This is a genomic window from Streptomyces sp. NPDC051183, assembly GCF_040682455.1.
Classification (GTDB): Bacteria; Actinomycetota; Actinomycetes; order Streptomycetales; family Streptomycetaceae; genus Streptomyces.
Window position 1 is genome coordinate 134,253 of record NZ_JBFBBA010000002.1, and the last position, 23,454, is coordinate 157,706.

Sequence of the window (23,454 nt, forward strand, 5' to 3'; positions counted from 1 at the left end):
AGATACTTGACGTGAAGAGACTTCACATCGACAGACCCCTTACACTGATCGACATGGAGGACGAGGTCGACCGACTGGTCGCGGCATGGCGGCGGGAACGCCCTGACCTCGACGTGGAACCGCTGGAGGTGCTGAGCCGCGTGAGCAGGCTCGCGCGCCACCTCGACCGCGCGCGCAGACTGGCCTTCTCCGAGCACGGCCTGGAGCCGTGGGAGTTCGACGTGCTGACCTCGCTGCGGCGGGCCGGGGCGCCGTACCAGCTCTCCCCGGGCCAGCTGCTGACCCAGACCCTGGTCACCTCGGGCACCATGACCAACCGCATCGACCGCCTCGCGAAGAAGAGCCTCGTCGAGCGGCTGCCCGACCCCAGCGACCGGCGCGGGGTCCTGGTCCGGCTGACGCCCGAGGGCCGCGACCGCGCCGATCAGGCGCTGGCGGGACTGCTGGCCCAGGAGAGGGCGATCCTGGCCCAGCTCTCGCGTACCCAGCGCGGCGACCTCGCCGCGCTGCTACGCCAGTTGACCGCTCCGTTCGACAACATCCCCGGCTAGGTCCGCCGGCCGTACGCCGGCCCGCCGGGCCAGCGCCACCGCCGCCAGCGTGGAGTGCACGCCGAGCTTGCCCAGCACGTTCTGCATGTGGGTGCGGACGGTGTGCGGGGACAGGAACAGCCGCGCGGCCACGTCCTTGCGGCCCAGCCCCGCCACCATGCAGCGCAGCACCTCGTGTTCGCGCGGGGTGAGGGACTCCACGAGCCGCTCGCTGTCCGTACGGTGCTTGCGTGCGGCGGTCAGCTCCCGGAGCACTCCGGTGAGCAGCGCGGGCGGCAGGTGCGTCTCCTCGCGCAGCACCCCGCGGATGACGGCCAGCAGCCGGGAGAGCGAGCAGTCCTTCGCCACCCAGCCGGAGGCCCCCGCCTGGAGCGCGAGGGCGGCCCGGCGGGGGTCGTCGCGCTCGGCCAGGACGACGGTGCGGACCCCGGGATGGGACACCCGTACGCCCGCCACCAGTGCGATCCCGTCGGAGCTCGGCGGCGGGCCGGCGCCCGGGCCGGAGCCGGACTCCCGCTGCGCGGGCACGGCGCCGACGACGGCGCCGAGATCGGCGTCGACCAGCAGGACGTCGAAGCGGCGGCCCTCGGCCACCGCGCGTTCGAGGCAGCGCAGGGCGGCGGGACCGCTGCCGGCCGCGGACACGTCCACGTCCGGCTCGGCCGCGAGTGCGGCGGCCAGGGATTCGGCGAAGATGCGGTGATCGTCGACGACGAGAACACGGATACGAACCACAAAACCCCCAAGGGTCGGGGAACGGACGGCGGCGGGTACGGCGCCCGGACCGGGTGGTCCGCAGCCGCCGCGGCCGCCGCCGTGACACCTCTGCAACTACCCCGGACCGGACGTCGTACCCGACTTGTCTCGACCCCTGAATCAACACCGGCCCCCACCGGTGTCACGCATCAGCGTAGGGCCGGGGGTCGCACACGGTTGGCCGAATAGCAGAAGTTTTCCCAGGGATTTTCCGGCGGGGCGGTCCCGAACAGGCTTTGTGGTGGCTTGAATTCGACTGTCCGGAAGGCCCGGAAGGCCGATTCCGGCAGGGCCCGTGCCACGGGCAGTTGCACGCTGCGCGTTTCACCCGGCGTGTGCACGCCGGGCGCCCGCGCACAGCGCCCCCGAGCGGCGCGCACCGAACACACGCGCGCCCCCGGCGCCGAGTTGCGCCGGGGGCGGGTGGAACAGGAGGCGATGCGCGCGGGCAAGGCCGTCAGGAGTGCTCGGGAGCAGTCGCGAGTGGTCAGGAGCGGTGGCTGCGCGCGAAGTTCCAGGCGTCCGTGACGATGCCGTTGAGGTCCGAGCGGGTCGGGGTCCAGCCGAGCTTCACGCGGGCCGTCTCCGCGGAGGCCACGAGCACCGCGGGGTCGCCGGGGCGGCGCGGGGAGACGATCTCGGGGATCTCGCGCCCGGTGACCCGGCGGACGGTCTCGATGACCTCCCGGACCGAGAAGCCGCTGCCGTTGCCGAGGTTGCAGATCAGGTGCTCCCCCTCGGCGGCGACCCGCAGCGCGGCCAGGTGCGCCTGCGCCAGGTCGGCGACGTGGATGTAGTCGCGGACGCAGGTGCCGTCCGGGGTCGGGTAGTCCTCGCCGAACACCGAGATCGACTCCCGCTCGCCCAGCGCCACTTGCAGCACCAGCGGGATCAGGTGGGTCTCGGGGTCGTGCCGCTCCCCGAACTCCCCGTACGCGCCCGCCACGTTGAAGTAGCGCAGGGACACCGCGGCCAGGCCGTGCGCCGCGCACTCCCCCGCGATCATCTGGTCGACGGCCAGCTTGGAGGCCCCGTACGGGTTCGACGGCTCGGTCACCGAGGTCTCGGTGAGCAGCCCCCCGGCCGGCTCGCCGTACGTGGCGGCGGTCGAGGAGAACACCAGCCTGCGCACCCCCGCCGCGCGCATCGCGGTGAGCAGGGCCAGGGTGCCGCCGACGTTGTTGTCCCAGTACTTGCCGGGGTTGGCCACGGACTCGGCGACCTGCGAGGAGGCCGCGAAGTGCAGGACGGCGTCGTAGGAGGAGTCCAGGTACTCGGCCGCGTCCTGGATCCGGCCGTTGATGAACTCGGCGCCTGCGGGGATCCCGGTCCGGAAGCCGGTGGTGAGGTTGTCGACGATCGTGACCGCGTGGCCCGCCTCCAGGAGGTGCGCAGCGACGACGCTGCCCACATAGCCGGCGCCGCCGGTCACCAGGTATTTGCTCAACGCTCCACTGCCTCTCGCACGGGGGCGCACGCGGATCGCGCGTGCTGGAACTGGGATACCCGATTCGCCCCCGCCGGGGAAATCCGGGGAGATCCTCAGAGCTGCGCGGCCCCGGGCACCGGCCCCGCCCGGTCCAGCAGGCCCGTGCGGGCGGCCAGTGCGGCCGCCTCCAGCCGCGAGCCCACGCCCAGCTTCATCAGCACCCGCTGCACGTGCGTACGGGCGGTGCTCGGCGCGATGGCCATGCCCGCGGCGATGAGCCGGGTGTCCTCGCCCTCGGCGACCCTGACCAGCACCTCGACCTCCCGCGGGGTGAGCAGCCGTAGCAGCCTGCTGCCCTCGTCGTCGGGCTGGGCGGTGGGGTTGAGCAGCTCGGCGAAGGCCCCTTGCAGCAACTGCGGGGCGATCGCGACCTCTCCGGCGCGGGCCTTGGCCAGGGCCCGCTCGACGCCCTCGATGCGCTCGTCGTGCCGTACGTAGCCCGATGCCCCGGCGGCGAAGGCCGCGGCGATCCCGCGCGGGCTCGGCACCGGGCCGAGCACGACCACGGCGATCTGCGGACGCTCCCGCTTGATCCGCACGATCGGCTCGAAGACCCCCGGCTCGGCCGGGGTCGCGGTGCCCAGGAGGCAGACCTCCGGGGCGCGGCTGATGACCAGTTCGGCGGCGCCCGCGGCCGGGGCGGCCGCCGCGAGGACCCGGTGTCCGCGCAGTTTCAGGGCCGAGGCGAGCGCCTCGGCCAGCAGCCGGTGCTCGTCGACCACCATGACCCGTACGCCCATTAAGGCACCCACCCCCGACCCTTCTGACCCGGCAAGCTACACGCTTGTTCGACGGTGCGAGGCGGATACCGACGAGAAGCCCCCGATCGGTACGGACCGTTCGGGGGCTTCTCGATGTGCGCGGTGCGGGTCAGCTGGCGGTGAAGGAGACGAACAGGTACTCCGGGTCGCCGCTGTCGTAGGAGGACTTGCGCACCGACGGGCGGGCGATGAACAGCTTGCCGTTGTGGTACCGGTACTCGGCGCTCTCCGTCGGGTACTGGGTCTCGGCGCGCTGCGAGGCCTTGTCCGCCGGGTTCACCATGAGGACGGTCTCCTTCATCGTCGCCGTGTCGATGGAGACGATCTGGCCGCCCTTGTCGTACGGGGGGATCTTGTACGCGATGATGTTCGACCCGTCCATGCGCAGCGGCATGATCTTGTACCGCTCACCGGCGTCCGCGCGGTCGGTGGTCTGCTTGCCGGTCTCCAGGTCGAAGGAGACGATCTCGTTGGTCTTGCCGACCTCCGCCGAGCCCTGGTGCTCGTACGACGGCATGTAGATCTTGCCGTTGCCGACCACCATGTTGACGCACTTCTCGACCTCGGTGCCGCCGCACTTGGGGTTGAAGTTGCCGGAGGTGAGCGGGATGCGCGCCTTCAGCTGACCCGCGTCGTCGACGACGAAGAGGTCGCTGACGCCAGTGGCGTTCTTGGCCGTGTTGTTGATGTTGGCCGAGACGACCAGCGGCTTGGTGGAGACGATGCTCGCCCACTCGATGCCCGGGGAGAGCTTGTACGAGAACTTCGGCGCGCCCGTCGCCGGGTCGAGCGCCTGCGCGTACAGGGTCTGGTTCGGGCTGCGGCCGCACTTGCGGATCACCGCGAGGGAGGGGCCGCCGCCGTAGCCGAGGTCGTAGCAGCCCTCGCCGTCGACCTTGGGCGTCCACAGGGGCTTGCCGTCGGCGAGGTTCCAGGCGGCGCCGCCGTAGAGGCCGCCCGCGGCGACGGTCTGGCCGCTGAGGGTCACCTCGGTGAAGACCACGTTCTTGTCGCCGCCGGTCTGGGACTTGGCGGTGGCGGACCACAGGAGCTTGCCGGTGTTCAGGTCGATCACGCCGACCTGGGTGCACTGCGGGTACTTCCGCTCGGCGGTCGGCATCGCCTCGTCGAACATGATGGCGGTCTTGTTGTCGGAGACGAACGAGGTGGCCGCGCAGACGTTGGCCGGGAGCGGCGTCTCCCACTTCTTGCCGCCGTCGACCAGGTTGTACCCGACGACCTTCGCCATGTCGGACTTGATGTACGTCGTGTCCGTGATCCAGGAGCCGCGGACCGTGACCATGTCCTCGGGCTTGGGCATCGGGGCGTTGAACAGCGTCTTCGACTTGGGGTTGGCCGGCGGCTTCTCGCTGCCGAGGGCGGCGGGCTGGCCGTCCTTGCCCTTGTTGCCGCCGGGAGAGGTGTTCTGGCCGCCGTCGGCGCCGACGCTCGTGGAGCCGCCCTTGTCGTCCTCCGAGACGTACCAGAAGCCGCCGCCCACGATGAGGACGATGGCCAGCAGGGCCGCTCCGACGATCATCAGCTGCGTGCGCACGGCGTTGCCGCCCGCCGCCCCGGCCGGGGCCTGGGCCGCGTGCATGGGCGCGGTCGTCGCGCCGAACGGCTGCGGGCCGCCGGGCTGCTGCGGGTAGCCGTAACCGCCCTGCGGGTAGCCGTACGCGGCCTGGGCAGGGGCCGTCGGCGGCTGCATCGGGGCGGTCGGCGGCTGCGCCGGGGCGGCCGGGGGCTGCGCCGGCGGCTGCGGGGCCGTCGGCGGTACGGGCGGCGCGGAAGGCGGCGTGGGTGCGCCGAAACCGCCGGGCGGGGGATCCTGCGGCGCGCCGAATCCGCCGGAGGGCGGCTGGTTGGGCGGCGGCGGGGTACTCGGGGTACTCATCTGGGGGGTCTACTGCCTCTCGGTGGGCGCTCGGTGGACTCGTTCACTTGCCGAAGACCATCAGGAACTTCTCGTCCTTGCCCTGGGCCAGCAGGCGCGAGGCGGAGAGGAAGAACCGCCCGTCCGCGTAGTCGATCCTCGGGGAGTGGAAGGAGCTCTCGATCGGAGCGGCGGGGCCGGACGGGTGGCGCAGGACCGCGGTGGGGGTACCCCCGCCGGCCGGGATGGTGAGGACCTCGCCGCCCTTGTCGTACTCGGCCTGGCGGTAGACGACCACCTGGCCGCCGGCGGCCTTGATCGGGACGAGGGTGCGGCCCTGGCCCGCCGGGGTGCGCCACTTCTCCTTGCCGGTGCCGAGGTCGAAGGCGACGAGCTCGTTGCCCTTGGTCCCGTCGGCCGAAGTGCGCAGGTACAGGGTGTTGGAGTCGACGGAGGAGGTGCCGCAGGCCTGGAGGGAGCGGTCGAAGCCGCTGCCGCAGTTGACCGCGAAGCTGCCCTGGCCGGAGACGGTGGCGCGCTGCTTGCCGTCGGGGCCGAGGACGATGATCGAGCGTTCCTTCTTCTCGTCGTTGCCGAGGTCGAGGACGATCGGGTCCACCGAGTACACGCTGGTGACCCTGAAGCCCTTGGGGAGCCGGTAGCTCCAGGTCTTCTTCCCGGTGACCGGGTCGGCGTCCTGGACCTCGACCGTGCGGTCGCCGTCCTGGCAGCCCGCGATGGCGATCATCTTGCCGTTGCCGGCGGCGTAGTCGTTGGGCTTGCAGCCCTCGAACTGGTTGGAGCCGAAGAGCTTGTCGCCGGTGCTGACCTTGAAGGCGCTGCTCTGCCCGAGCCGGTTGACGGCGACGGTGTCGCCGGTGATGGCGAGGTTCGGGGAGGTGAAGATGTCGAAGAGGCCTTCCTTGGGCACCTCGTGCGACCATCCCTCCTTGCCCGTCTTGAGGTCGACCAGCCGCATCTGGTTGCAGTTGGCGGAGTCGGACTCGCCGTCCTTGTACATGACGACGGTCTTGCCGTCCGCCGTGGTCTGGCCCGTGAGGGCGCAGATCACGGTCGGGAAGGCAAGGGTCCACTTCTCCTTGCCGTCGGCCACCGCGTAGCCGGTGAGGGACTTCCATGCGGACTTGACGACGGTGTCGCCGACGACCCACTGGCCCTTGGTCTCGACGCCCGAGCCGGGGCCGTCGATCTTGTTGGTCTTGAGCCAGAGGACCTTGTCCTCGCCCTGCTTGCGGCCGGCGTTGAGGTCGCCCTGCGCACCCGCGCCGTTGCCGCTGCCGTCGCCGCCGTCCACGGACGCCGAGGCGGAAGGCTTGTCGTCGGCGGGCGTGGAGCCCTGCGCGACGGGCTGGTCGGTGCCCTTGTCGTCGCCCTTGAGGAAGGCGAAGTACGCGCCGGTGCCGAGTACGAGCACGCCGGCGACGGCGGCCGCGATCAGCACGGCCGCACGCTTCTTCGGCGGCATCCCGGGGGCGCCGGGCGCCATGTGCGGGGGCGGCGGGAAGCCGTAGCCGCCGCCCGGGGGCTGCTGGCCGTACGGCGGCTGCTGCGGGGGCTGCTGGGCGTACGGATTCTGGCCGCCGGCCGGCGGGTAGCCGTATCCGGGCTGCGGCGGGCCGGGCAGGTGGCCGTAACCGGAAGGTGTCGGCGGCTGGTTCGGCGGCTGGGGCGGCTCGGTCATCAGCGCTTACCTTCGGCGTCGGGTGGTGGGGAGGATGACCTTTCTATCACTCACGGCGCCCATACATCGGGCCGGTCCGCCCCCTGTTCCCAAGGGAGGACCGGCCCGTGACGCCGCCGTTATCCGGCCAGTTGGCTGGGCCGGGCAAGATCCGGTCGCCCTACGCCTCCTCGGCCAGTTCGAGCCAGCGCATCTCCAACTCGTCCCGGTCCGAGATGAGTTCGCGCAGCTCGGCGTCGAGCTTGGCGACCTTGTCGAAGTCGGTGGAGTTCTCGGCGATCTGGGCGTGCAGGCCGCTCTCCCGGTCCGCCATCTTGTTGAGCTGCCGCTCGATCTTCTGCAGCTCCTTCTTCGCCGCGCGGGAGTCGCCCGAGGAAGTCGACTTCGCGGCGGCGGCGACGGGCGCCGGGGCCGCGGCCTCGATCATCCGCCGGCGGCGCTCCAGGTACTCGTCCAGGCCGCGCGGCAGCATCCGCAGGCTCGCGTCGCCGAGCAGCGCCATCACCGTGTCGGTGGTGCGCTCGATGAAGAACCGGTCGTGGGAGATCACGATCATCGAGCCGGGCCAGCCGTCGAGGAGGTCCTCCAGCTGGGTCAGGGTCTCGATGTCGAGGTCGTTGGTGGGCTCGTCGAGGAAGAGGACGTTGGGCTCGTCCATCAGGAGGCGCAGGATCTGCAGCCGGCGCCGCTCGCCGCCGGAGAGGTCGCCGACCGGCGTCCACTGCTTCTCCTTGGTGAAGCCGAACTGCTCGCACAGCTGCCCCGCAGTCATCTCGCGGCCCTTGCCGAGGTCGACCCGGTCGCGCACGCGCTGGACGGCTTCCAGGACCCGCAGCGAGGGGTCGAGCTCGCCGACCTCCTGGGAGAGGTAGGCGAGCCGGACGGTCTTGCCGACCGTGACGGAACCGGCCGCGGGCTGGACCTCGCCCTGCGTGCGGGCGGCCTCGGCGAGGGCGCGCAGCAGGGAGGTCTTGCCGGCGCCGTTGACGCCGACGAGACCCACGCGGTCGCCGGGGCCCAGGTGCCAGGTGAGGTGCTTGAGCAGCGTCTTGGGTCCGGCCTGGACGGTGACGTCCTCTAGGTCGAAGACGGTCTTGCCCAGGCGGGCGTTGGCGAACCTCATCAGCTCGGAGGTGTCGCGCGGCGGCGGCACGTCGGCGATGAGCTCGTTGGCGGCCTCGATGCGGTAGCGCGGCTTGGAGGTGCGGGCGGGGGCGCCGCGACGCAGCCAGGCCAGCTCCTTGCGCATCAGGTTCTGCCGCTTCGACTCCTCGGTGGCGGCGATCCGCTCGCGCTCGGCGCGGGCGAAGACGTAGTCGCTGTAGCCGCCCTCGTACTCGTGGACGTCACCGCGCTGGACGTCCCACATGCGGGTGCAGACCTGGTCCAGGAACCAGCGGTCGTGCGTGACGCAGACGAGCGCGGAGCGGCGCTCCTGGAGGTGCTTGGCCAGCCAGGAGATGCCCTCGACGTCGAGGTGGTTGGTGGGCTCGTCGAGCACCAGGAGGTCCTGGTCGGCGATGAGCAGCTTGGCGAGCGCGATGCGGCGGCGCTCGCCGCCGGACAGCGGGCCGATGACGGTGTCGAGGCCCTGCCCGAAGCCGGGCAGGTCCAGGCCGCCGAAGAGGCCCGTCAGCACGTCGCGGATCTTCGCGTTGCCGGCCCACTCGTGGTCGGCCATGTCCCGGATGATCTCGTGGCGGATGGTGGCCGCGGGATCGAGGGAGTCGTGCTGGGTGAGTACGCCCATGCGCAGGCCGCTGTTCTGGGTGACCCGGCCGGTGTCGGGCTCCTCCAGCTTGGCGAGCATGCGGATGAGGGTGGTCTTGCCGTCGCCGTTGCGGCCGACGACACCGATCCGGTCCCCCTCGGATACGCCGAGGGAGATGCCGTCGAGCAGGGTACGGGTTCCGTACACCTTGCTGACTGCCTCGACATTGACCAGATTGACGGCCATCAGACGCGCTCCAGGGAAGGGGTGTGGATCAGCCCCTCAGCCTAACCCTCCGGGGGGAGGCGGACCGTTCCACCAGCAGGGCGCCCCCGACGGCCATGCCGATCGCGGCCGGTGCGGTCAGCGGGAGCGCGATCAGGGTGGCGCTGTGGCCGTCCAGGAGGCCGCCCAGGCCGGTCATGGAGAGCCCGAGGATGCCGAGCAGGCACAGGGTGGTCCCGGCGGCGGCGCGGGGCCCGGAGCCGGCGGGGCCGGAGCTCCCCGCCTTGCCGGGGGCCTCGAAGCGCCGGAAGGCGGCGACCAGTACGCCGGTCAGCGCGGCCGCGGCCGCCATCCGTACCGGCACCTGCGCCCACCACGCCGCGGAGGCGGGTTCGGGGAGAGCGAGGCCCAGGCCGAGCTGGACGGCGTAGACCGCCAGCATGGCGGTGAGGTGCCAGAGGAAGGCCGTCATGGCGACGCCGTTGGCGGCGACGACCGCGCGCCAGGCGCGGGGCCGGGCCAGCAGCCGGGTGGCGGGGTGCCTCAGCAGTTCCACGGCGCCCACGAGCCACATCCCGTGGCACAGCAGGGCGAGGGTGGGCGGGGCCATGTTGGACACCTTCTCGCCGGGCATCCCGACCATGGAGAGCGGGTAGGGCCCGTACGCCACCAGGGCGACGGCGCCCAGCAGCCCGGCGGCGGCGAGCACGGCGGGGCGGCTGGACGGCCCGGGCCGGCTCAGGCGGCCGTCGGCGCGCAGGAAGCCGAGCTGGTGGACGGCGAGCCAGACGAAGCCGAAGTTCAGGAACTCCACGTACGGCACACCGAGCGCGAAGCGCAGTACGTCGACCAGCGCGGCCGCGCCGGCGAGCGCGGCGAAGGCCCCCCAGCCCCACCGCTCGTGCAGCCTCAGCAGGGGCGGGGTGAAGGCGACCATGGCGAGGTAGATCCCGATGAACCACAGCGGCTGCGTCACCAGCCGCAGCGCGGCCCCGGAGAGCCGCCCGTCGCCGCCGCCGGCGAGCTGCACGGCGAGCGCGACGGCGGTCCACACCAGGACGAAGACCAGCGTGGGGCGCAGCAGCCGCTGGAGCCGGGCCCGCAGGAAGGCGGCGTACACGGGCCCGTCGGCCTTGCGGCGCAGGGACCGGTAGGACAGTGCGTGGGAGAAGCCCCCGACGAAGAAGAACACCGGCATGACCTGGAGCCCCCAGGTCAGCAGCTGGAGCGGCGGCAGCAGGGCGAGCAGGTTCCCGATCCCGTCCGCGCTGACCGCGGCCATCAGCCAGTGCCCGCAGATGACGGTTCCGAGCGAGGCGACGCGCAGCAGGTCGACGTACCGGTCCCGGGTGGCGGGCGCCGCGGCGGCGAGTTCGGAGGCGGTGTGTCCCATACCCGTACGCTCGCGGCCGCCCCGCACCCCCCGCCAGGGTGCGGGTACTCAATCCGGGCCTGAGTACGGGCGGTGGCGGGGGGTGCGGGCGCGGGGTCAGGACGCCAGGACGGTGGCTCCGGGTGCCGGGGAGGCGGCCACGCGGGTGGCGCGGCAGGTGCCCGAGGCGGCCAGGGCCGCGGCCACCTTCTCGGCGGTCTCCGGGTCGCGGCACAGGAAGGCCGTCGTGGGCCCCGAGCCGGAGACCAGCGCGGCCAGCGCCCCGGCTCCGGTGCCCGCCGCGAGGGTGTCGGCCAGCTGGGGCCGCAGCGAGAGCGCGGCGGGCTGGAGGTCGTTGGCCAGGGTCGCCGCCAGCGCGTCCGGGTCACCCGAGGCGAGGGCCGCCAGGAGCTCCGGGGAGGCCTGCGGGACCGGGATCTCGCGCCCCTCGGCCAGCCGGTCGAACTCGCGGAACACCGCCGGGGTGGACAGCCCGCCGTCGGCGACGGCGAACACCCAGTGGAACGCGCCCGCGTCGAGCGGGGTCAGGACCTCGCCGCGCCCCGTGCCCAGCGCCGCGCCGCCCACCAGGCTGAAGGGGACGTCGCTGCCCAGTTCGGCGCAGATGTCGAGCAGGTCCCCGCGCGCGGTGCCCAGGCCCCACAGCGCGTCGCAGGCCAGCAGGGCCGCCGCGCCGTCGGCGCTGCCGCCCGCCATGCCGCCCGCGACCGGGATGTTCTTGGCGATGTGGATGCGCACGGCGGGGGCGATGCCGCCCCGGGCCGCGAGGATCTCCGCCGCCCGCGCCGCGAGGTTCGTGCGGTCCAGCGGGACCTGGTCCGCGTCCGGGCCGGTGCAGGTGACCGTCAGCTCGTCGGCGGGGGTCACGGTGACCTCGTCGTACAGGGAGACCGCGAGGAAGACGTTCGCCAGGTCGTGGAAGCCGTCGGGGCGCGCCGCGCCGACCGCCAGCTGCACGTTGACCTTCGCGGGAACCCGTACGGTCACGCTCGCCGCCCCGCTCACAGCGCGGGCCTCTGCTCCGCCGGCTTGTGCTCGGCGATCGCGGCGAACTCCTCCACCGTCAGCGACTCCCCGCGCGCCTGCGGCGAGATGCCGGCGGCGACCAGGGCCGCCTCCGCGCCCGCCGCCGAGCCCGCCCAGCCGGCCAGTGCGGCGCGCAGCGTCTTGCGGCGCTGCGCGAAGGCCGCGTCGACCACCGCGAAGACCTCGGCCTTGGAGGCGGTGGTCTTGATCGGCTCGGTGCGCCGCACGAGCGAGACCAGACCGGAGTCGACGTTCGGCGCGGGCCAGAAGACCTTGCGGCCGATGGCCCCGGCGCGCTTGACGTGCGCGTACCAGTTGGCCTTGACGGAGGGGACTCCGTACACCTTGTTGCCGGGCTCGGCGGCGAGCCGGTCGGCGACCTCCGCCTGCACCATGACCAGGGTCCGCTCGATGCTGGGGAACCGGTCGAGCATGGTCAGCAGCACCGGCACGGCCACGTTGTAGGGCAGGTTCGCGACCAGCGCGGTCGGCGCCGGTCCGGGCAGTTCCTCCACGAGCATCGCGTCGGAGTGGACCAGCGCGAAGCGGTCCTTCTTCTCCGGCATCCGTGCCTCGATGGTGGCGGGCAGCGCGGCGGCCAGGATGTCGTCGATCTCGACGGCGACGACGCGGTCCGCGGCCTCCAGCAGCGCGAGCGTCAGCGAGCCCAGGCCGGGCCCGACCTCGACGACCACGTCGTCGGGCCGCACCTCGGCGGTGCGCACGATGCGGCGCACCGTGTTGGCGTCGATGACGAAGTTCTGGCCCTTCTGCTTCGTCGGGCGTACGCCGAGGGCGGCGGCCAGCTCTCGGATGTCGGCGGCGCCGAGAAGGGCGTCAGGAGTTTTTTCGGGCTGCTGCTCTGCGGTGCTCACCGGTAAAGCCTACGGCCGCAGTGGGGCCAGGGGCTCGCCCCCCTTTGCACGTAGAGCTTCTTGGCCCGGTACGTCTGTTCCGCGCCCGGGGCGTCCTGGGGGCGGCCGCTGCCGCCGAGGCCCTGCCAGGTGCGTACGTCGAACTGGTACAGCCCGCCGTACGTACCCGACGGGTCGGTCGCGGCGGGGCGGCCGCCGGACTCGCAGTGGGCCAGCGCGCCCCAGTCCAGGCCGTCCGCGCCGGCGACGGAGGTAGGCAGCGGCTTGGTGCCGACCTTGACGAGCTGCGTGACCGGCTCGCGGACCGTCTCCTCGGCGATCCGGCGGGGTTTCTGCCGGACCCCGTTGACGGTGCGCAGGCTGTAGGTGACCCGGCGCGCCCCGGGCCGGCCGGCGCGCTCGACGACTTCGGTGCCGGCGAAGAGCCCGGCGTCCTTGACCTTCTCGGTCTCGTACGGGATGCGTTCCTCGCGGACCTCGCGGGTGCCGGTGATGCGCAGCACGGTGACGGTCTGGCCGTCGCGCGGGAAGGATCCGGCGGGTACCGAGGTGGTGTCCTGGCCGTGCAGGGTGATGCCGGCCTGGCCGAGGGCCTCCTGGACGGTGGCGGCGTTGGTGCGCAGGGTGGTCTCGCGGCCGTCGGCCATGAAGGTGATGCTGCGTTCGGTGCGCACGGCGAGGGTCAGGCCGGCGCGCGGGACGGGCGCGGTGCGCGGGGCGGAGAGGTGGGCGCCCTCGACGCGGATGCCGAACTGGCGCAGGGCTCCGTCCACGGTGCGGGCGGTGGTCCACACCTGGCGCTGTTGTCCGTCGACGGTGAGCCGCAGGGGGCGGCCGTAGTGGACGACGACCCGGTCGCCGTCGTCGAGGGCCTCGCCGGGGGCGGGGGCGACGAGGTCGTGGGGGCCGACGCCGAGTCCTTCGGAGGCGAGCAGTTCGTCGACGTCGTCGGCGAAGGTGTGCAGGGTCTGCGGGACCCCGTCCACGGTGAGCCGCACCGTCTTGTCGGCGGCGACGAAGGCGGTGGTGCCGCCCGCCAGGAACGCGACGACCAGGGCCTGCGGCACGATCCGCCGCCAGGTCCCGGCCGGGGTGGGCGCGGGGGCGGCCCGGCGCCTGCCGGTGCCGGGCGGGGCCGGCGCGGGCGGCGGCGGGGCGGCGCCCGGGCCGTCGTCGGGCATCGCCGCGCCGCGGCGCCTGCCGGTGCCGGGCGCGACGGGCGGGGCGGGCGCGTCCAGGGTGGCGGTGGCCGTGCCGCCCGCGGCCGCGGCGGCGGGGTCCGGGCCGGGCGGCGGGCCCGCCTCGGTGCGCCGGCGGCGCCCCGAGCCGCCCCGGGGCGAGGGCACGCCGGGCTCGGGTTCCGGGCGGGGGCCGGGGTCGGCGTACGGGTCCGGGTACGACTGCGCGTACGGGTCCCGGTCCGCGTACGGGTCCGGGTACGGGCCGGGGGCGGGGGCGGGCCAGGGCACCGGTCCGGCCCCGTCCCCGTACACCCCCGTGAAAGGGCTATCGCTCACGACGCTCGCTCCGCTGGTCCGTCCCCGCTGCTTCGGGCACGGCACCCTAGCGGAGCGACCGTCACTCACCAAAGTCGGGCGGCTACCCAGCGTGGCGGGGTGGTGGGCGGATCAGTACGCGAAGGCGCGGGCCGTGTTCGCTGCCACCGCGGTCGCCATGGCGTCCTCGTCGATGCCGCGGACCGCGGCCATCGCCCGTACCGTCAGCGGAATGAGGTACGGCGCGTTGGGCCGTCCGCGGTACGGCGCGGGGGTGAGGTAGGGCGCGTCCGTCTCCACGAGCACCAGCTCCAGGGGGGCGACCGCCAGGGCCTCGCGCAGGGGCGCGGCGTTCTTGAAGGTGACGGTCCCGGCGAAGGACATGTAGTACCCGGCGGCGGCGCACTCGCGGGCCATCTCCGCGTCGCCGGAGTAGCAGTGGAAGACGGTCCGCTCCGGCGCGCCCTCCTCGCGCAGGACGCGCAGCACGTCGGCGTGGGCCTCGCGGTCGTGGATGACCAGTGCCTTGCCCTGCCGCTTTGCGATCTCGATGTGGGCCCTGAAGGAACGCTCCTGCGCGGCCATCCCCTCGGGGCCGGTGCGGAAGTAGTCCAGTCCGGTCTCGCCGACCGCCTTCACGTGCGGGAGCGCCGCGAGGGCCTCGATCTCGGCCAGCGCCTCGTCGAGCGCGGCCTCGCCGCCGCCGGTCCGCGCGCCCTGCCGGGACCAGCCGTCGGGGTCGCCGTGCACGATGCGGGGGGCTTCGTTCGGGTGAAGGGCCACGGCCGCGTGGACGTTCTCGTACGCGGCGGCGGTCTCGGCGGCCCAGCGCGAGCCCTTCACGTCGCAGCCGACCTGGACCACGGTGGTCACGCCGACGGACGCGGCCTTGGCCAGGCCCTCCTCGACGGTGCCCTGCTGCATGTCCAGGTGGGTGTGCGAGTCCGCCACCGCCACCCGGAGGGGTTCGGGCAGCGGCGGCGGTGCGTCCTTCGAAGCGGTGCTGGTGCTCATACGGCCGATCTTATGACCGGCGGAAGAACTCCATGAGGCGGGCGATCGGGCCCCGGCTGCGCCGGGCCTCGTCGAGCGAGACGGGTCCCGGTGCGTCGTGCAGCCGGGTCGCCTTGCGCGGCTTCGGGGGCCGGGGGACGTTCTCGCCCGCGGGCACCGGTCCGGCGATCCCGGGGGCGATGCGGTGGTGGTAGAGGTGGTCGATCATGCCGAGCACGGAGGAGACCTGGCCGGCCCGCATGATGCGTACGACGTGGCCGCCGCAGTTCAGGCAGGTCGGGTTGGACAGCGGCGAGGGCACCCGCTCGCCCTTGACCGTGTACATGATGAACGGCTGGCCCTTGCCGTCGACGTGGTGTTCGATCTCGTACGCCTGCTCCCAGCCGTAGCCGCACCTCATGCAGGCGAACGAATAGGCCTCGTGCACGGTCTGCACGGCAGGGTCGGAGCCGGCGTCGGGGGCGGCGACGGGTACGGGTACGGGTACGGGTACCGGGGTGTCAGCGATCTCACTCATGCCAGCTCCTCTTGTTCCACTGGTGCCATTGCCAGTGGACGCCTCTTCGGGCGGAAGCGCATCAGGCCCTGTCTACTGTTGGACGGTCTTTGGGCGACTCCATGCCCAAAGCGCCCGGTGCGCGGTCTGAGCTTGTCTGGGCTTTGCTTTTCAGGTTAGCCCTTTACCGACTTACGGCACCTTTTGTGCCGCATTCTTTGCCGCGACGACGGCGTCGAAGACCTCCCGCTTGGGTACGCCGGCCTCGGCCGCGACCGCAGCGATGGCCTCCTTGCGCCGCTCCCCGGCCTCCTCGCGCACCCGTACCCGGCGCACGAGCTCCTCGGCGTCCACGTCGCCCGGCGCCGCGGCCGGGGCGCCCTCGACGACGACGGTGATCTCGCCGCGCACGCCCTCCGCCGCCCAGGCGGCCAGCTCGCCGAGTCCGCCGCGCTTGACCTCCTCGTAGGTCTTGGTCAGCTCGCGGCACACCGCGGCCCGGCGGTCGGGGCCGAACACCTCGGCCATCGCGGCCAGGGTGTCGTCGAGCCGGTGCGGGGCCTCGAAGTAGACGAGCGTGCGCCGCTCGCCCTCCACCTCGCGCAGCCGGCCCAGGCGCTCGCCCGCCTTGCGCGGCAGGAAGCCCTCGAAGCAGAACCGGTCCACGGGCAGTCCGGACAGCGCGAGCGCGGTGAGCACGGCGGAGGGCCCGGGCACGGCCGTGACCTTGATGTCCTTCTCCACGGCGGCGGCGACCAGCCGGTAGCCGGGGTCGGAGACCGACGGCATGCCCGCGTCGGTCACCAGCAGCACCCGCTTGCCCGCCTCCAGCGCCTCGACCAGCTCCGGGGTGCGCGCGGACTCGTTGCCCTCGAAGTACGACAGGACGCGCCCGGTGGTGTGCACGCCCAGGCCCTGGGTCAGGCGGCGCAGCCGGCGGGTGTCCTCGGCGGCGACCACGTCGGCCCGCTCCAGCTCGGCCGCCAGCCGGGGCGGGGCGTCGGCGAGGTCGCCGATCGGGGTCCCGGCGAGCACGAGGACGCCGGGGGCGCCGGGGGCGCCGTGCGAAGGGGTGGTGTCGGTGGCGCGGGGCTGGTCAGTGGTCACCGCACCATCCTCTCAGCCGTCGCGGGCGCTCCGGCCGCGCCGCCCGACGCTCCTCGATGCCCCTGCCGCCGCTGCACTCACAGCGGCGTTCCCTACGATGACCCGGTGACCAGTACCGCGACGCCGCCGCCCAGCTCCGCGGGCGCCCCGCCCTCCTCCGAGGCGGGGCGCGACTCCGCCGCCCAGCCGTCCGTCTGGCTGCGCCGCCTGCGCGGCTTCGGCTACGTGCCGCCGGCCGGGTCCGCGCGCCGCGCGGACGTGGGTACCCGGCTGGTGCCCCCGTACGCCCGGCCCTCGGCGCAGCTGTGGACGGCGCTCGGCGTCCCGGCCGCGGCGACGGCCTCCTGGCAGCGGGTGCTGGCGTGGGCGGGGCCGCTGCTGGTGGCGCTGGTCGCCGGGGTGCTGCGGTTCGCGCACCTGGGCAGCCCGAAGGCGGTGATATTCGACGAGACGTACTACGCCAAGGACGCCTGGGCCACGGTCCGGCAGGGTTACGAGGCGAGCTGGCCCAAGGACATCGACAAGTCGATCCTCGCCAACCCGGACGGGGTCCCGCTGCCGCTGGAGCCGGGCTACGTCGTGCACCCGCCCGTCGGCAAATGGGTGATCGGGCTCGGCGAGTGGATGTTCGGCTTCGATCCGTTCGGCTGGCGGTTCATGACCGCCCTGCTCGGCACCCTGTCCGTGCTGATGCTGTGCCGGATCGGGCGGCGCCTGTTCCGCTCCACGTTCCTGGGCTGCCTGGCCGGCGCGCTGATGGCGGTGGACGGCCTGCACCTGGTGATGAGCCGGACCGCGCTGCTCGACCTGGTCCTGATGTTCTTCATCCTGGCCGCCTTCGGGGCGCTGGTCATCGACCGGGACAGGGCGCGGGCCCGGCTCGCGGCGGCGCTCCCGGTGGACGAGGAGGGCCGGACCCGTCCGGACGTGCGGATCGCCGAGACCCTGAGCCTGGGCTGGCGCCCGTACCGGATCCTGGCCGGCATCTGCCTGGGCCTGGCCTTCGGTACGAAGTGGAACGGCCTGGTGGTGCTGGCCTTCTTCGGTGTCCTGACCGTGCTGTGGGACGCCGCGGCCCGCCGCACCGCGGGCGCGGGCGCCCCGTACGCGGCGATGCTGCGCCGCGACGCGCTGCCCGCCTTCCTGTCCACCGTGCCGGTGGCGGTGGCCGTGTACCTGACGTCCTGGCTCGGCTGGATCCTGAGCCCGGACAACGGCAAGGGCGGCTACTTCCGCGACTGGGCGGCCAAGAACGACCAGCACAGCTCGCTGTCCTTCCTGCCGGAGTGGCTGCGCAGCCTGTGGCACTACGAGACCGAGGTCTACAAGTTCCACGTCGGCCTGACCTCGGGGCACACCTACGAGTCCAACCCGTGGAGCTGGCTGGTCCTGGGGCGGCCCGTCTCCTATTTCTACGAGTCCCCCGCGCCCGGCACCGACGGCTGCCCGGCCACGGAGACGGCCAAGTGCGCCCGCGAGGTCCTGGCCCTGGGCACCCCGCTGCTGTGGTGGGCGGGCTGCTTCGCGCTGCTGTACGTGCTGTGGCGCTGGCTCCTGCGCCGCGACTGGCGGGCGGGGGCCATCGCATGCGCCCTGGGCGCGGGCCTGCTGCCCTGGTTCAACTACCAGGAGCGGACGATCTTCTACTTCTACGCGGTGGTCTTCCTGCCGTACCTGTGCCTGGCGGTGGCGATGATGATCGGCGCCATGCTGGGCCCGGCGGGCTCCTCGGAGCGCCGGCGCGCCCTGGGGGCGATCGGCGCGGGGGTGCTGGTGCTCCTGATCGTGTGGAACTTCATCTACTTCTGGCCGATCTACACGGGCCAGAGCCTGCCGATGGACTCCTGGCGCAACCGGATGTGGCTGGACACCTGGGTCTGACGGAAAGTTCCGGTCCGGTAACAACAGCATGTGCGCATGCTCGCTCAGCGTAAGGTCCACCCCAGAGGTTCTTGAACATGTTCAGGAACTACGACACGGGGAACGAACGGGGATTTACGTGAACGGGGCGGCGAAGGGTGCCATCGTCGGCGGCGCACTGCTGGCGATGCTGGGCGGGGCCGGGTACGGGGTGTACGCGCTGGTGGGGGACGCCGGCGACGGGGACGACAAGAAGGGAAGCGCGGTCGGCGGGGCGCCGCGGAAGCCTGCGAAGGGCAGCGGGCCCGTCAGCGAGAAGGAGATCGCCGAGACCGCCAAGGCGTTCCTCGCCGCATGGGCCGCCGGGGACGCCCGGGCGGCCGCCGACCTGACGAACAACGTGCAGGAGGCCCAGACGGCCGTCGCGGACTACGGCGCCAAGGCCTACGTGGCCAAGGCCGCGATCACCCCGGGCACGCCGAACGGCACCACGGTGCCGTTCACCGTCGCCGCCGAGATCACGTACGAGGGCGCGACCAAGCCACTCGCGTACGAGTCGAAGCTGACGGTGGTGCGCGGGATCACCAGCGGCCTGCCGCTGGTCGACTGGCAGCCCGAGATCATCCACCCGCAGCTCCAGAAGGGCGACAAGCTGCGCGCGGGCACCCCGCCGAGCCCGCCGGTCAAGGCGGTCGACCGCAACGGCAAGGAGCTGACGGCCGAGCTGTACCCCTCCCTGCGGCCGGTGCTGGACTCGCTGCGCAAGACGTACGGGGAGAAGGCCGGCGGCACCGCCGGCTCCGAGGTGTGGATCGAACCGGCCGCCCAGGACGCCCCCAGGCGGAACCTGCTGACGCTGGCGGAGGGCAGGCCGGGGCGGATCGAGACCGTGCTGGACGCCGATGTGCAGGCGGCGGCGGAGAAGGCGGTCGGGCGGTTCCCCGAGGCCTCGGTGGTCGCCGTCAAGCCGAGCACCGGGGACATCCTGGCCATCGCCAACCACCGCAAGGACGGCTTCAACGCGGCCATGCTGGGCGGGCGCGCGCCCGGCTCCACGATGAAGATCGTGACGGGGGCGATGCTGATCGACCGGGGGCTGGTGGCGGCCGACAAGGTGGCCGAGTGCCCGGCGACGGTGTCGTGGGACGGCCGCACCTTCAAGAACATGAACGACCTCAAGCTCGACAACGAGCCCTTCGCGACGAGCTTCGCCCAGTCGTGCAACACCGCCTTCATCAAGCAGATCAAGCCGGTGGGCGACAACGCGGCACTGCCCAAGGAGGCGCGCGAGGTCTTCGGCATCGGCCAGGAGTGGAAGACCGGCATCCCCAGCTTCGACGGCGAGGTGCCGGAAGCGTCGGGCGCGGCCGCGGCCGCGGAGTACATCGGCCAGGGCCAGATCCGGATGAACCCGCTGAACATCGCGTCCATCACGGCGACCGCCCGGACCGGGGTGTTCCGCCAGCCGGTGGTCGTCAAGGCCTCGCTGGACGGACGCGAACTGGCCCGCGCCTCGCGTCCGATGAAGCCGGGGGTGGCCGCACAGCTCGTACGGATGATGAAGCTGACGGCCACCAGCGGTACGGGGCGCGGCGCGATGGCCTCGGTCACCGGCTCCGACAAGGGCGCGAAGACCGGCTCGGCGGAGGTCGACGGCGCGGGCGGCCCGGACAGCTGGTTCACCGGCTTCAGCGGTGACGTGGCCGCGGCCGCGATGGTCGAGGGCGGCGGCCACGGCTCGGACGCGGCGGGCCCGATCGTCGCGCAGGTCCTGAACTCCTGACCGGCCGCGCGCGGGGCGGGGGCGGGGGTAGCGTCGGCGCATGACGACTGCGCACCCCCGCTTCGCCGAAGCCCTCTCGGAGCTCGGCCTCGACGGCTTGGACGTCCGTACCTTCCCGGACGGCACCCGCACCGCCGCGGACGCCGCCGCGGCGATCGGCTGCGAGCTGAGCCAGATCGCCAAGTCGCTGGTGTTCGCCGCGGACGGCGTCCCCGTACTGGTCCTCATGGACGGGGCCTCCCGCGTGGACGTGGAGGCGGTGCGCCGGGAGCTCGGCGCGGCGAAGGTGACCCGCGCCGACGCCGCGCTGGTGCGCGAGACCACCGGGTACGCCATCGGCGGGGTGCCGCCCTTCGGCCACCGCACCCGCACCCGGGTGCTCGCGGACCGCTCGCTGCTCGCGCACGAGGTGGTCTGGGCGGCCGCCGGCACCCCGCACTCGGTGTTCCCGATGGCCCCGCGTGACCTGATCGGGCACGCGGGGGCCGTGCTGGCCGACGTACGGGAACAGCCGGGGCGGGAGGGCTAGAGCACCGACTTCAGGGCCCTGACCAGGGACTGGGCCCGCGGGTCGGCGGTGACCGACTTGGCGTGGGCGTTGGTCACGTAGCCGAAGCCGATCCCCGCCTCCGGGTCCGCGAACGCCAGCGAGCCACCGCGGCCCGGGTGGCCGAAGGAGGCCGGGGACAGCAGCGGGGAGGCGGGGCCGTGCAGCATGTAGCCCGGCCCGAAGCGCGTGCCCACCACCAGGACCCGGTCCGGGCCGGCCGAGAGCTCCCGCGCGGCCAGCGCTGTGGTCGCCGGGGTGAAGATCCGCGCGCCGTCCTCGACCACGCCGATCGTGGCGGCGTAGAAGCGGGCCAGGGCGCGCGCCGTGCCGATGCCGGCCGAGCCCGGGAGCTCGGCGGCCCGGTAGACGGGGTCGTTCTCGTCGGGCAGCGGGTCGATGGCCACGAAGGCGCGGCGGGTGAGGGAGTTCGGGTCGGCGTAGGCCTCCGAAACGTTTCTCCTCGGCCGGGTCCGCAGCAGGCCCGCACCCTCCGGCGGGTCGACGGGCGCCACCCGGCCCACCCGGTGCGCCTCGGCCTCCGGCAGGCCGATCCAGAAGTCGAGCCCGAGCGGCTCGGCGATCTCCTCGGCCAGGACGGAGCCCACGGTGCGGCCGGTCGCCCGCAGCACCAGCTCGGACACCAGCCAGCTGAAAGTCTGCGCGTGGTAGCCCTGCGCGGTGCCCGGCTCCCAGAAGGCCTGCTGCGCCGCGACGGCCCGGGGTCCGGACACCCCGTCGACCGCCTCCTCCATGCTCAGGCCCCGGTCCAGCGCGGGCACCCCGGCCTGGTGCGCGAGCAGGTGGCGGACCAGCGCCTTCTCCTTGCCGCCCGCCTTGAACTCCGGCCAGTACGAGCTGACCGGCGCGTCCAGGTCCAGCAGCCCGCGCTGGTGCAGCAGCAGCGGCACGGCAGCGGCCACGCCCTTGGTCGCGGAGCGGACGATCTGCGCGGTGTCCTCCATCCAGGGGGCCCTGGGCTCCGTGCCGTTCGCGTCCTTCGTGCCGCCCCACAGGTCGACGACCTTGCGGCCGTCCCGGTACACGGACACCGCCGCGCCCCGGTCCCCGAGCACCTCGAAGTTGCGCGCGAACGCGTCCCTGACGGGCTCGAAGCCCTCCGTCACCGTCCCGTGGACATCCACGTCTACTCCCCGCACGTGCCGCGGCGCCCCGACGGCGCCCACGTCGCAGTGCAACACGCGCCGCACGCCCCTGCTTCCCCGGGGCGGCTCAGCGCTGGGGACGCGCCAGGAGGGGCGTGCGCGGGTCGAAGCCGAAGGGCAGCTCCAGGCGGTGGGCCCGCATCAGCTCCTCGTCGCACAGCAGCTCGTGCGTGCGGCCGTCCGCCGCGATGACCCCCTCGCTGAGGACCACCGCCCGCGGGCACAGCTCCAGCGCGTAGGGCAGGTCGTGCGTCACCATCAGCACCGTCACGTCCAGCGAGCGCAGGATGTCCGCCAGCTCCCGGCGCGAGGCGGGGTCCAGGTTGGACGAGGGCTCGTCCAGGACCAGGATCTCCGGCCGCATGGCCAGTACGGTCGCCACCGCGACCCGGCGCCGCTGCCCGAAGGACAGGTGGTGCGGCGGCCGGTCGGCGAACTCCGCCATCCCGACCTGCTCCAGGGCCTCGCGCACGCGGGTCTCCAGCTCGGCGCCGCGCATCCCGGCGGCGGCCGGGCCGAAGGCCACGTCCTCGCGGACGGTGGGCATGAAGAGCTGGTCGTCGGGGTCCTGGAAGACGATCCCGACCCGGCGGCGGATCTCGGCGAGGTGCCGCTTCTCCACCGGCAGCCCGGCCACGGTCACCGAGCCGACCCCGCCGCCCAGGATGCCGTTGAGGTGCAGCACCAGGGTGGTCTTGCCGGCGCCGTTGGGTCCGAGCAGGGCCACCCGCTCGCCCCGGCCGACGGTCAGGTCGACGCCGAAGAGGGCCTGGTGGCCGTCCGGGTAGGCGTAGGCGAGACCGGCCACTTCCAACGAGGGCGGCGGCGGGGAGGTGGGCGAGGGGGAAGCGGAGTGGTTCACAGCGTCCATCCCATCAGACAGACGGCGAGGGCCGTCACCGGGAGCACGGCCGCGTACGCCCACTGGGCGCGCGTGGCTGCGACTTCGTCGATCACCGGCATGGAGCCGGTGTAGCCGCGGCTGACCATCGCGAGGTGGACCCGCTCGCCGCGCTCGTAGGAGCGGATGAACAGCGCGCCGGCGGTCTTGGCCAGCACCCCCCAGTGCCGGATCCCGCGCGCCTCGAAGCCGCGCGAGCGGCGGGCGATCGACATCCGGCGCAGTTCGTCGGTGATCACGTCCCCGTACCGGATCATGAACGACGCGATCTGTACGAGGAGCGGCGGCAGCTTCAGCCGCTGCAGGCCCAGCAGCAGCGCCCGCAGCTCGGTCGTCGAGGCGAGCAGTACGGACGCGGCGACGCCCAGCGTGCCCTTGGCCAGTACGTTCCAGGCGCCCCACAGCCCGGAGACGCTGAGGGACACGCCGAGGAAGTCGACCCGCTCGCCCTGCGCCACGAAGGGCATCAGCACGGCGAAGGCGACGAAGGGCACCTCGATGAGCAGCCGGCGCAGCAGGAAGCCGGCCGGGATCCTGGCCACGGCCGTGACCGCCGCGATGAGGACGGCGTACAGGCCGAAGGCCCACACCGCCTCGCGCGGGGTGGACACGACGACCAGCACGAAGGCGAAGGCCGCGGCGAGCTTGCAGTGCGGCGGCAGCGCGTGGACCGGGGAGTGCCCGTGCCGGTAGAGCTTGTGGGCGTGGCCCGCGCCCAT

Annotated in this window: 20 protein-coding genes; 4 read left to right on the forward strand and 16 right to left on the reverse strand. The window is 73.2% G+C overall.

The window, feature by feature from the left end; genetic code table 11:
- Positions 1 to 53 precede the first annotated feature (53 nt).
- Positions 54 to 551 (forward strand): MarR family transcriptional regulator, encoded by a 498-nt coding sequence (locus AB0M99_RS02570; protein WP_365916739.1) that lies wholly within the window; start codon positions 54 to 56, stop codon positions 549 to 551.
- Here AB0M99_RS02570 and AB0M99_RS02575 read toward each other — a convergent pair.
- The 13 genes from AB0M99_RS02575 to rsmI all read right to left on the reverse strand — a co-directional run bounded on the left by AB0M99_RS02575 (position 510) and on the right by rsmI (position 16,406).
- Positions 510 to 1,286 carry a response regulator transcription factor gene (locus AB0M99_RS02575; protein WP_365916741.1) on the reverse strand — a complete coding sequence of 259 codons (777 nt, stop codon included), beginning with the start codon at positions 1,284 to 1,286 and terminating at the stop codon, positions 510 to 512. The two genes, AB0M99_RS02570 and AB0M99_RS02575, sit on opposite strands and share 42 nt — an antisense overlap.
- Positions 1,287 to 1,794: 508 nt before the next feature.
- Entirely contained in the window at positions 1,795 to 2,754 is a 960-nt protein-coding gene (galE, locus tag AB0M99_RS02580; protein ID WP_365916743.1) for a UDP-glucose 4-epimerase GalE, read from the reverse strand.
- Between the two features lie 95 nt (positions 2,755 to 2,849).
- On the reverse strand, positions 2,850 to 3,536 hold the full coding sequence (locus AB0M99_RS02585) for a LuxR C-terminal-related transcriptional regulator (protein WP_365916908.1): 687 nt from the start codon (positions 3,534 to 3,536) through the stop codon (positions 2,850 to 2,852).
- A gap of 130 nt (positions 3,537 to 3,666) precedes the next feature.
- Positions 3,667 to 5,454: a PQQ-binding-like beta-propeller repeat protein gene (locus AB0M99_RS02590; RefSeq protein WP_365916745.1), complete on the reverse strand. Its 1,788-nt coding sequence runs from the start codon at positions 5,452 to 5,454 to the stop codon at positions 3,667 to 3,669.
- 43 nt (positions 5,455 to 5,497) lie between these two features.
- On the reverse strand, positions 5,498 to 7,135 hold the full coding sequence (locus AB0M99_RS02595; RefSeq protein WP_365916747.1) for a PQQ-binding-like beta-propeller repeat protein: 1,638 nt from the start codon (positions 7,133 to 7,135) through the stop codon (positions 5,498 to 5,500).
- Positions 7,136 to 7,295: 160 nt separating this feature from the next.
- A complete protein-coding gene (locus AB0M99_RS02600) occupies positions 7,296 to 9,092 on the reverse strand; it encodes an ABC-F family ATP-binding cassette domain-containing protein (protein WP_365916749.1) in 1,797 nt (598 codons plus the stop codon).
- A gap of 28 nt (positions 9,093 to 9,120) precedes the next feature.
- A complete protein-coding gene (locus tag AB0M99_RS02605; protein WP_365916751.1) occupies positions 9,121 to 10,464 on the reverse strand; it encodes an acyltransferase in 1,344 nt (447 codons plus the stop codon).
- A gap of 96 nt (positions 10,465 to 10,560) precedes the next feature.
- On the reverse strand, positions 10,561 to 11,469 hold the full coding sequence (locus tag AB0M99_RS02610; protein ID WP_365916753.1) for a 4-(cytidine 5'-diphospho)-2-C-methyl-D-erythritol kinase: 909 nt from the start codon (positions 11,467 to 11,469) through the stop codon (positions 10,561 to 10,563).
- Positions 11,466 to 12,365 (reverse strand): 16S rRNA (adenine(1518)-N(6)/adenine(1519)-N(6))-dimethyltransferase RsmA, encoded by a 900-nt coding sequence (gene rsmA, locus AB0M99_RS02615; RefSeq protein WP_365916755.1) that lies wholly within the window; start codon positions 12,363 to 12,365, stop codon positions 11,466 to 11,468. The genes AB0M99_RS02610 and rsmA overlap by 4 nt, the downstream gene beginning before the upstream one ends.
- Complete coding sequence (locus AB0M99_RS02620) at positions 12,362 to 13,546, reverse strand: ubiquitin-like domain-containing protein (protein ID WP_365916909.1); 1,185 nt, start codon at positions 13,544 to 13,546, stop codon at positions 12,362 to 12,364. The genes rsmA and AB0M99_RS02620 overlap by 4 nt, the downstream gene beginning before the upstream one ends.
- Positions 13,547 to 13,993: 447 nt before the next feature.
- Complete coding sequence (locus tag AB0M99_RS02625) at positions 13,994 to 14,875, reverse strand: TatD family hydrolase (protein ID WP_365916757.1); 882 nt, start codon at positions 14,873 to 14,875, stop codon at positions 13,994 to 13,996.
- 10 nt (positions 14,876 to 14,885) lie between these two features.
- Positions 14,886 to 15,275: a hypothetical protein gene (locus AB0M99_RS02630; protein ID WP_365916910.1), complete on the reverse strand. Its 390-nt coding sequence runs from the start codon at positions 15,273 to 15,275 to the stop codon at positions 14,886 to 14,888.
- A 288-nt stretch (positions 15,276 to 15,563) separates the two neighbouring features.
- Complete coding sequence (gene rsmI / locus AB0M99_RS02635; protein ID WP_365916911.1) at positions 15,564 to 16,406, reverse strand: 16S rRNA (cytidine(1402)-2'-O)-methyltransferase; 843 nt, start codon at positions 16,404 to 16,406, stop codon at positions 15,564 to 15,566.
- A gap of 270 nt (positions 16,407 to 16,676) precedes the next feature.
- On the opposite strand from rsmI, the gene AB0M99_RS02640 reads away from it, so the two are divergent.
- From AB0M99_RS02640 to AB0M99_RS02650, 3 genes are all read left to right on the forward strand, one after another.
- Complete coding sequence (locus tag AB0M99_RS02640) at positions 16,677 to 18,359, forward strand: phospholipid carrier-dependent glycosyltransferase (RefSeq protein ID WP_365916912.1); 1,683 nt, start codon at positions 16,677 to 16,679, stop codon at positions 18,357 to 18,359.
- A gap of 118 nt (positions 18,360 to 18,477) precedes the next feature.
- Positions 18,478 to 20,121, forward strand: coding sequence for a penicillin-binding transpeptidase domain-containing protein (locus AB0M99_RS02645; protein WP_365916759.1), 1,644 nt, complete (start codon positions 18,478 to 18,480; stop codon positions 20,119 to 20,121).
- Between the two features lie 40 nt (positions 20,122 to 20,161).
- Positions 20,162 to 20,650, forward strand: coding sequence for a YbaK/EbsC family protein (locus tag AB0M99_RS02650; RefSeq protein ID WP_365916761.1), 489 nt, complete (start codon positions 20,162 to 20,164; stop codon positions 20,648 to 20,650).
- Here the strand turns inward: AB0M99_RS02650 and AB0M99_RS02655 are convergent.
- From AB0M99_RS02655 to cbiQ, 3 genes are all read right to left on the reverse strand, one after another.
- Positions 20,647 to 21,813 carry a serine hydrolase domain-containing protein gene (locus tag AB0M99_RS02655; RefSeq protein ID WP_365916763.1) on the reverse strand — a complete coding sequence of 389 codons (1,167 nt, stop codon included), beginning with the start codon at positions 21,811 to 21,813 and terminating at the stop codon, positions 20,647 to 20,649. The two genes, AB0M99_RS02650 and AB0M99_RS02655, sit on opposite strands and share 4 nt — an antisense overlap.
- A gap of 88 nt (positions 21,814 to 21,901) precedes the next feature.
- Positions 21,902 to 22,696, reverse strand: coding sequence for an ABC transporter ATP-binding protein (locus AB0M99_RS02660; RefSeq protein ID WP_365916765.1), 795 nt, complete (start codon positions 22,694 to 22,696; stop codon positions 21,902 to 21,904).
- Complete coding sequence (gene cbiQ, locus AB0M99_RS02665) at positions 22,693 to 23,454, reverse strand: cobalt ECF transporter T component CbiQ (protein WP_365916767.1); 762 nt, start codon at positions 23,452 to 23,454, stop codon at positions 22,693 to 22,695. Before cbiQ ends, AB0M99_RS02660 begins: the two co-directional genes overlap by 4 nt.

Coding starts and splice junctions, on each gene's coding strand:
- AB0M99_RS02585 (WP_365916908.1), bottom strand. CDS start 3,536: ATGGGCGTACGGGTCATGGTGGTCGACGAGCACCGGCTGCTGGCCGAG.
- AB0M99_RS02590 (WP_365916745.1), bottom strand. CDS start 5,454: ATGAGTACCCCGAGTACCCCGCCGCCGCCCAACCAGCCGCCCTCCGGC.
- AB0M99_RS02600 (WP_365916749.1), bottom strand. CDS start 9,092: ATGGCCGTCAATCTGGTCAATGTCGAGGCAGTCAGCAAGGTGTACGGA.
- AB0M99_RS02650 (WP_365916761.1), top strand. CDS start 20,162: ATGACGACTGCGCACCCCCGCTTCGCCGAAGCCCTCTCGGAGCTCGGC.
- AB0M99_RS02630 (WP_365916910.1), bottom strand. CDS start 15,275: ATGAGGTGCGGCTACGGCTGGGAGCAGGCGTACGAGATCGAACACCAC.
- AB0M99_RS02605 (WP_365916751.1), bottom strand. CDS start 10,464: ATGGGACACACCGCCTCCGAACTCGCCGCCGCGGCGCCCGCCACCCGG.
- AB0M99_RS02595 (WP_365916747.1), bottom strand. CDS start 7,135: ATGACCGAGCCGCCCCAGCCGCCGAACCAGCCGCCGACACCTTCCGGT.
- cbiQ (WP_365916767.1), bottom strand. CDS start 23,454: ATGGGCGCGGGCCACGCCCACAAGCTCTACCGGCACGGGCACTCCCCG.
- AB0M99_RS02625 (WP_365916757.1), bottom strand. CDS start 14,875: ATGAGCACCAGCACCGCTTCGAAGGACGCACCGCCGCCGCTGCCCGAA.
- AB0M99_RS02620 (WP_365916909.1), bottom strand. CDS start 13,546: ATGCCCGACGACGGCCCGGGCGCCGCCCCGCCGCCGCCCGCGCCGGCC.
- AB0M99_RS02570 (WP_365916739.1), top strand. CDS start 54: ATGGAGGACGAGGTCGACCGACTGGTCGCGGCATGGCGGCGGGAACGC.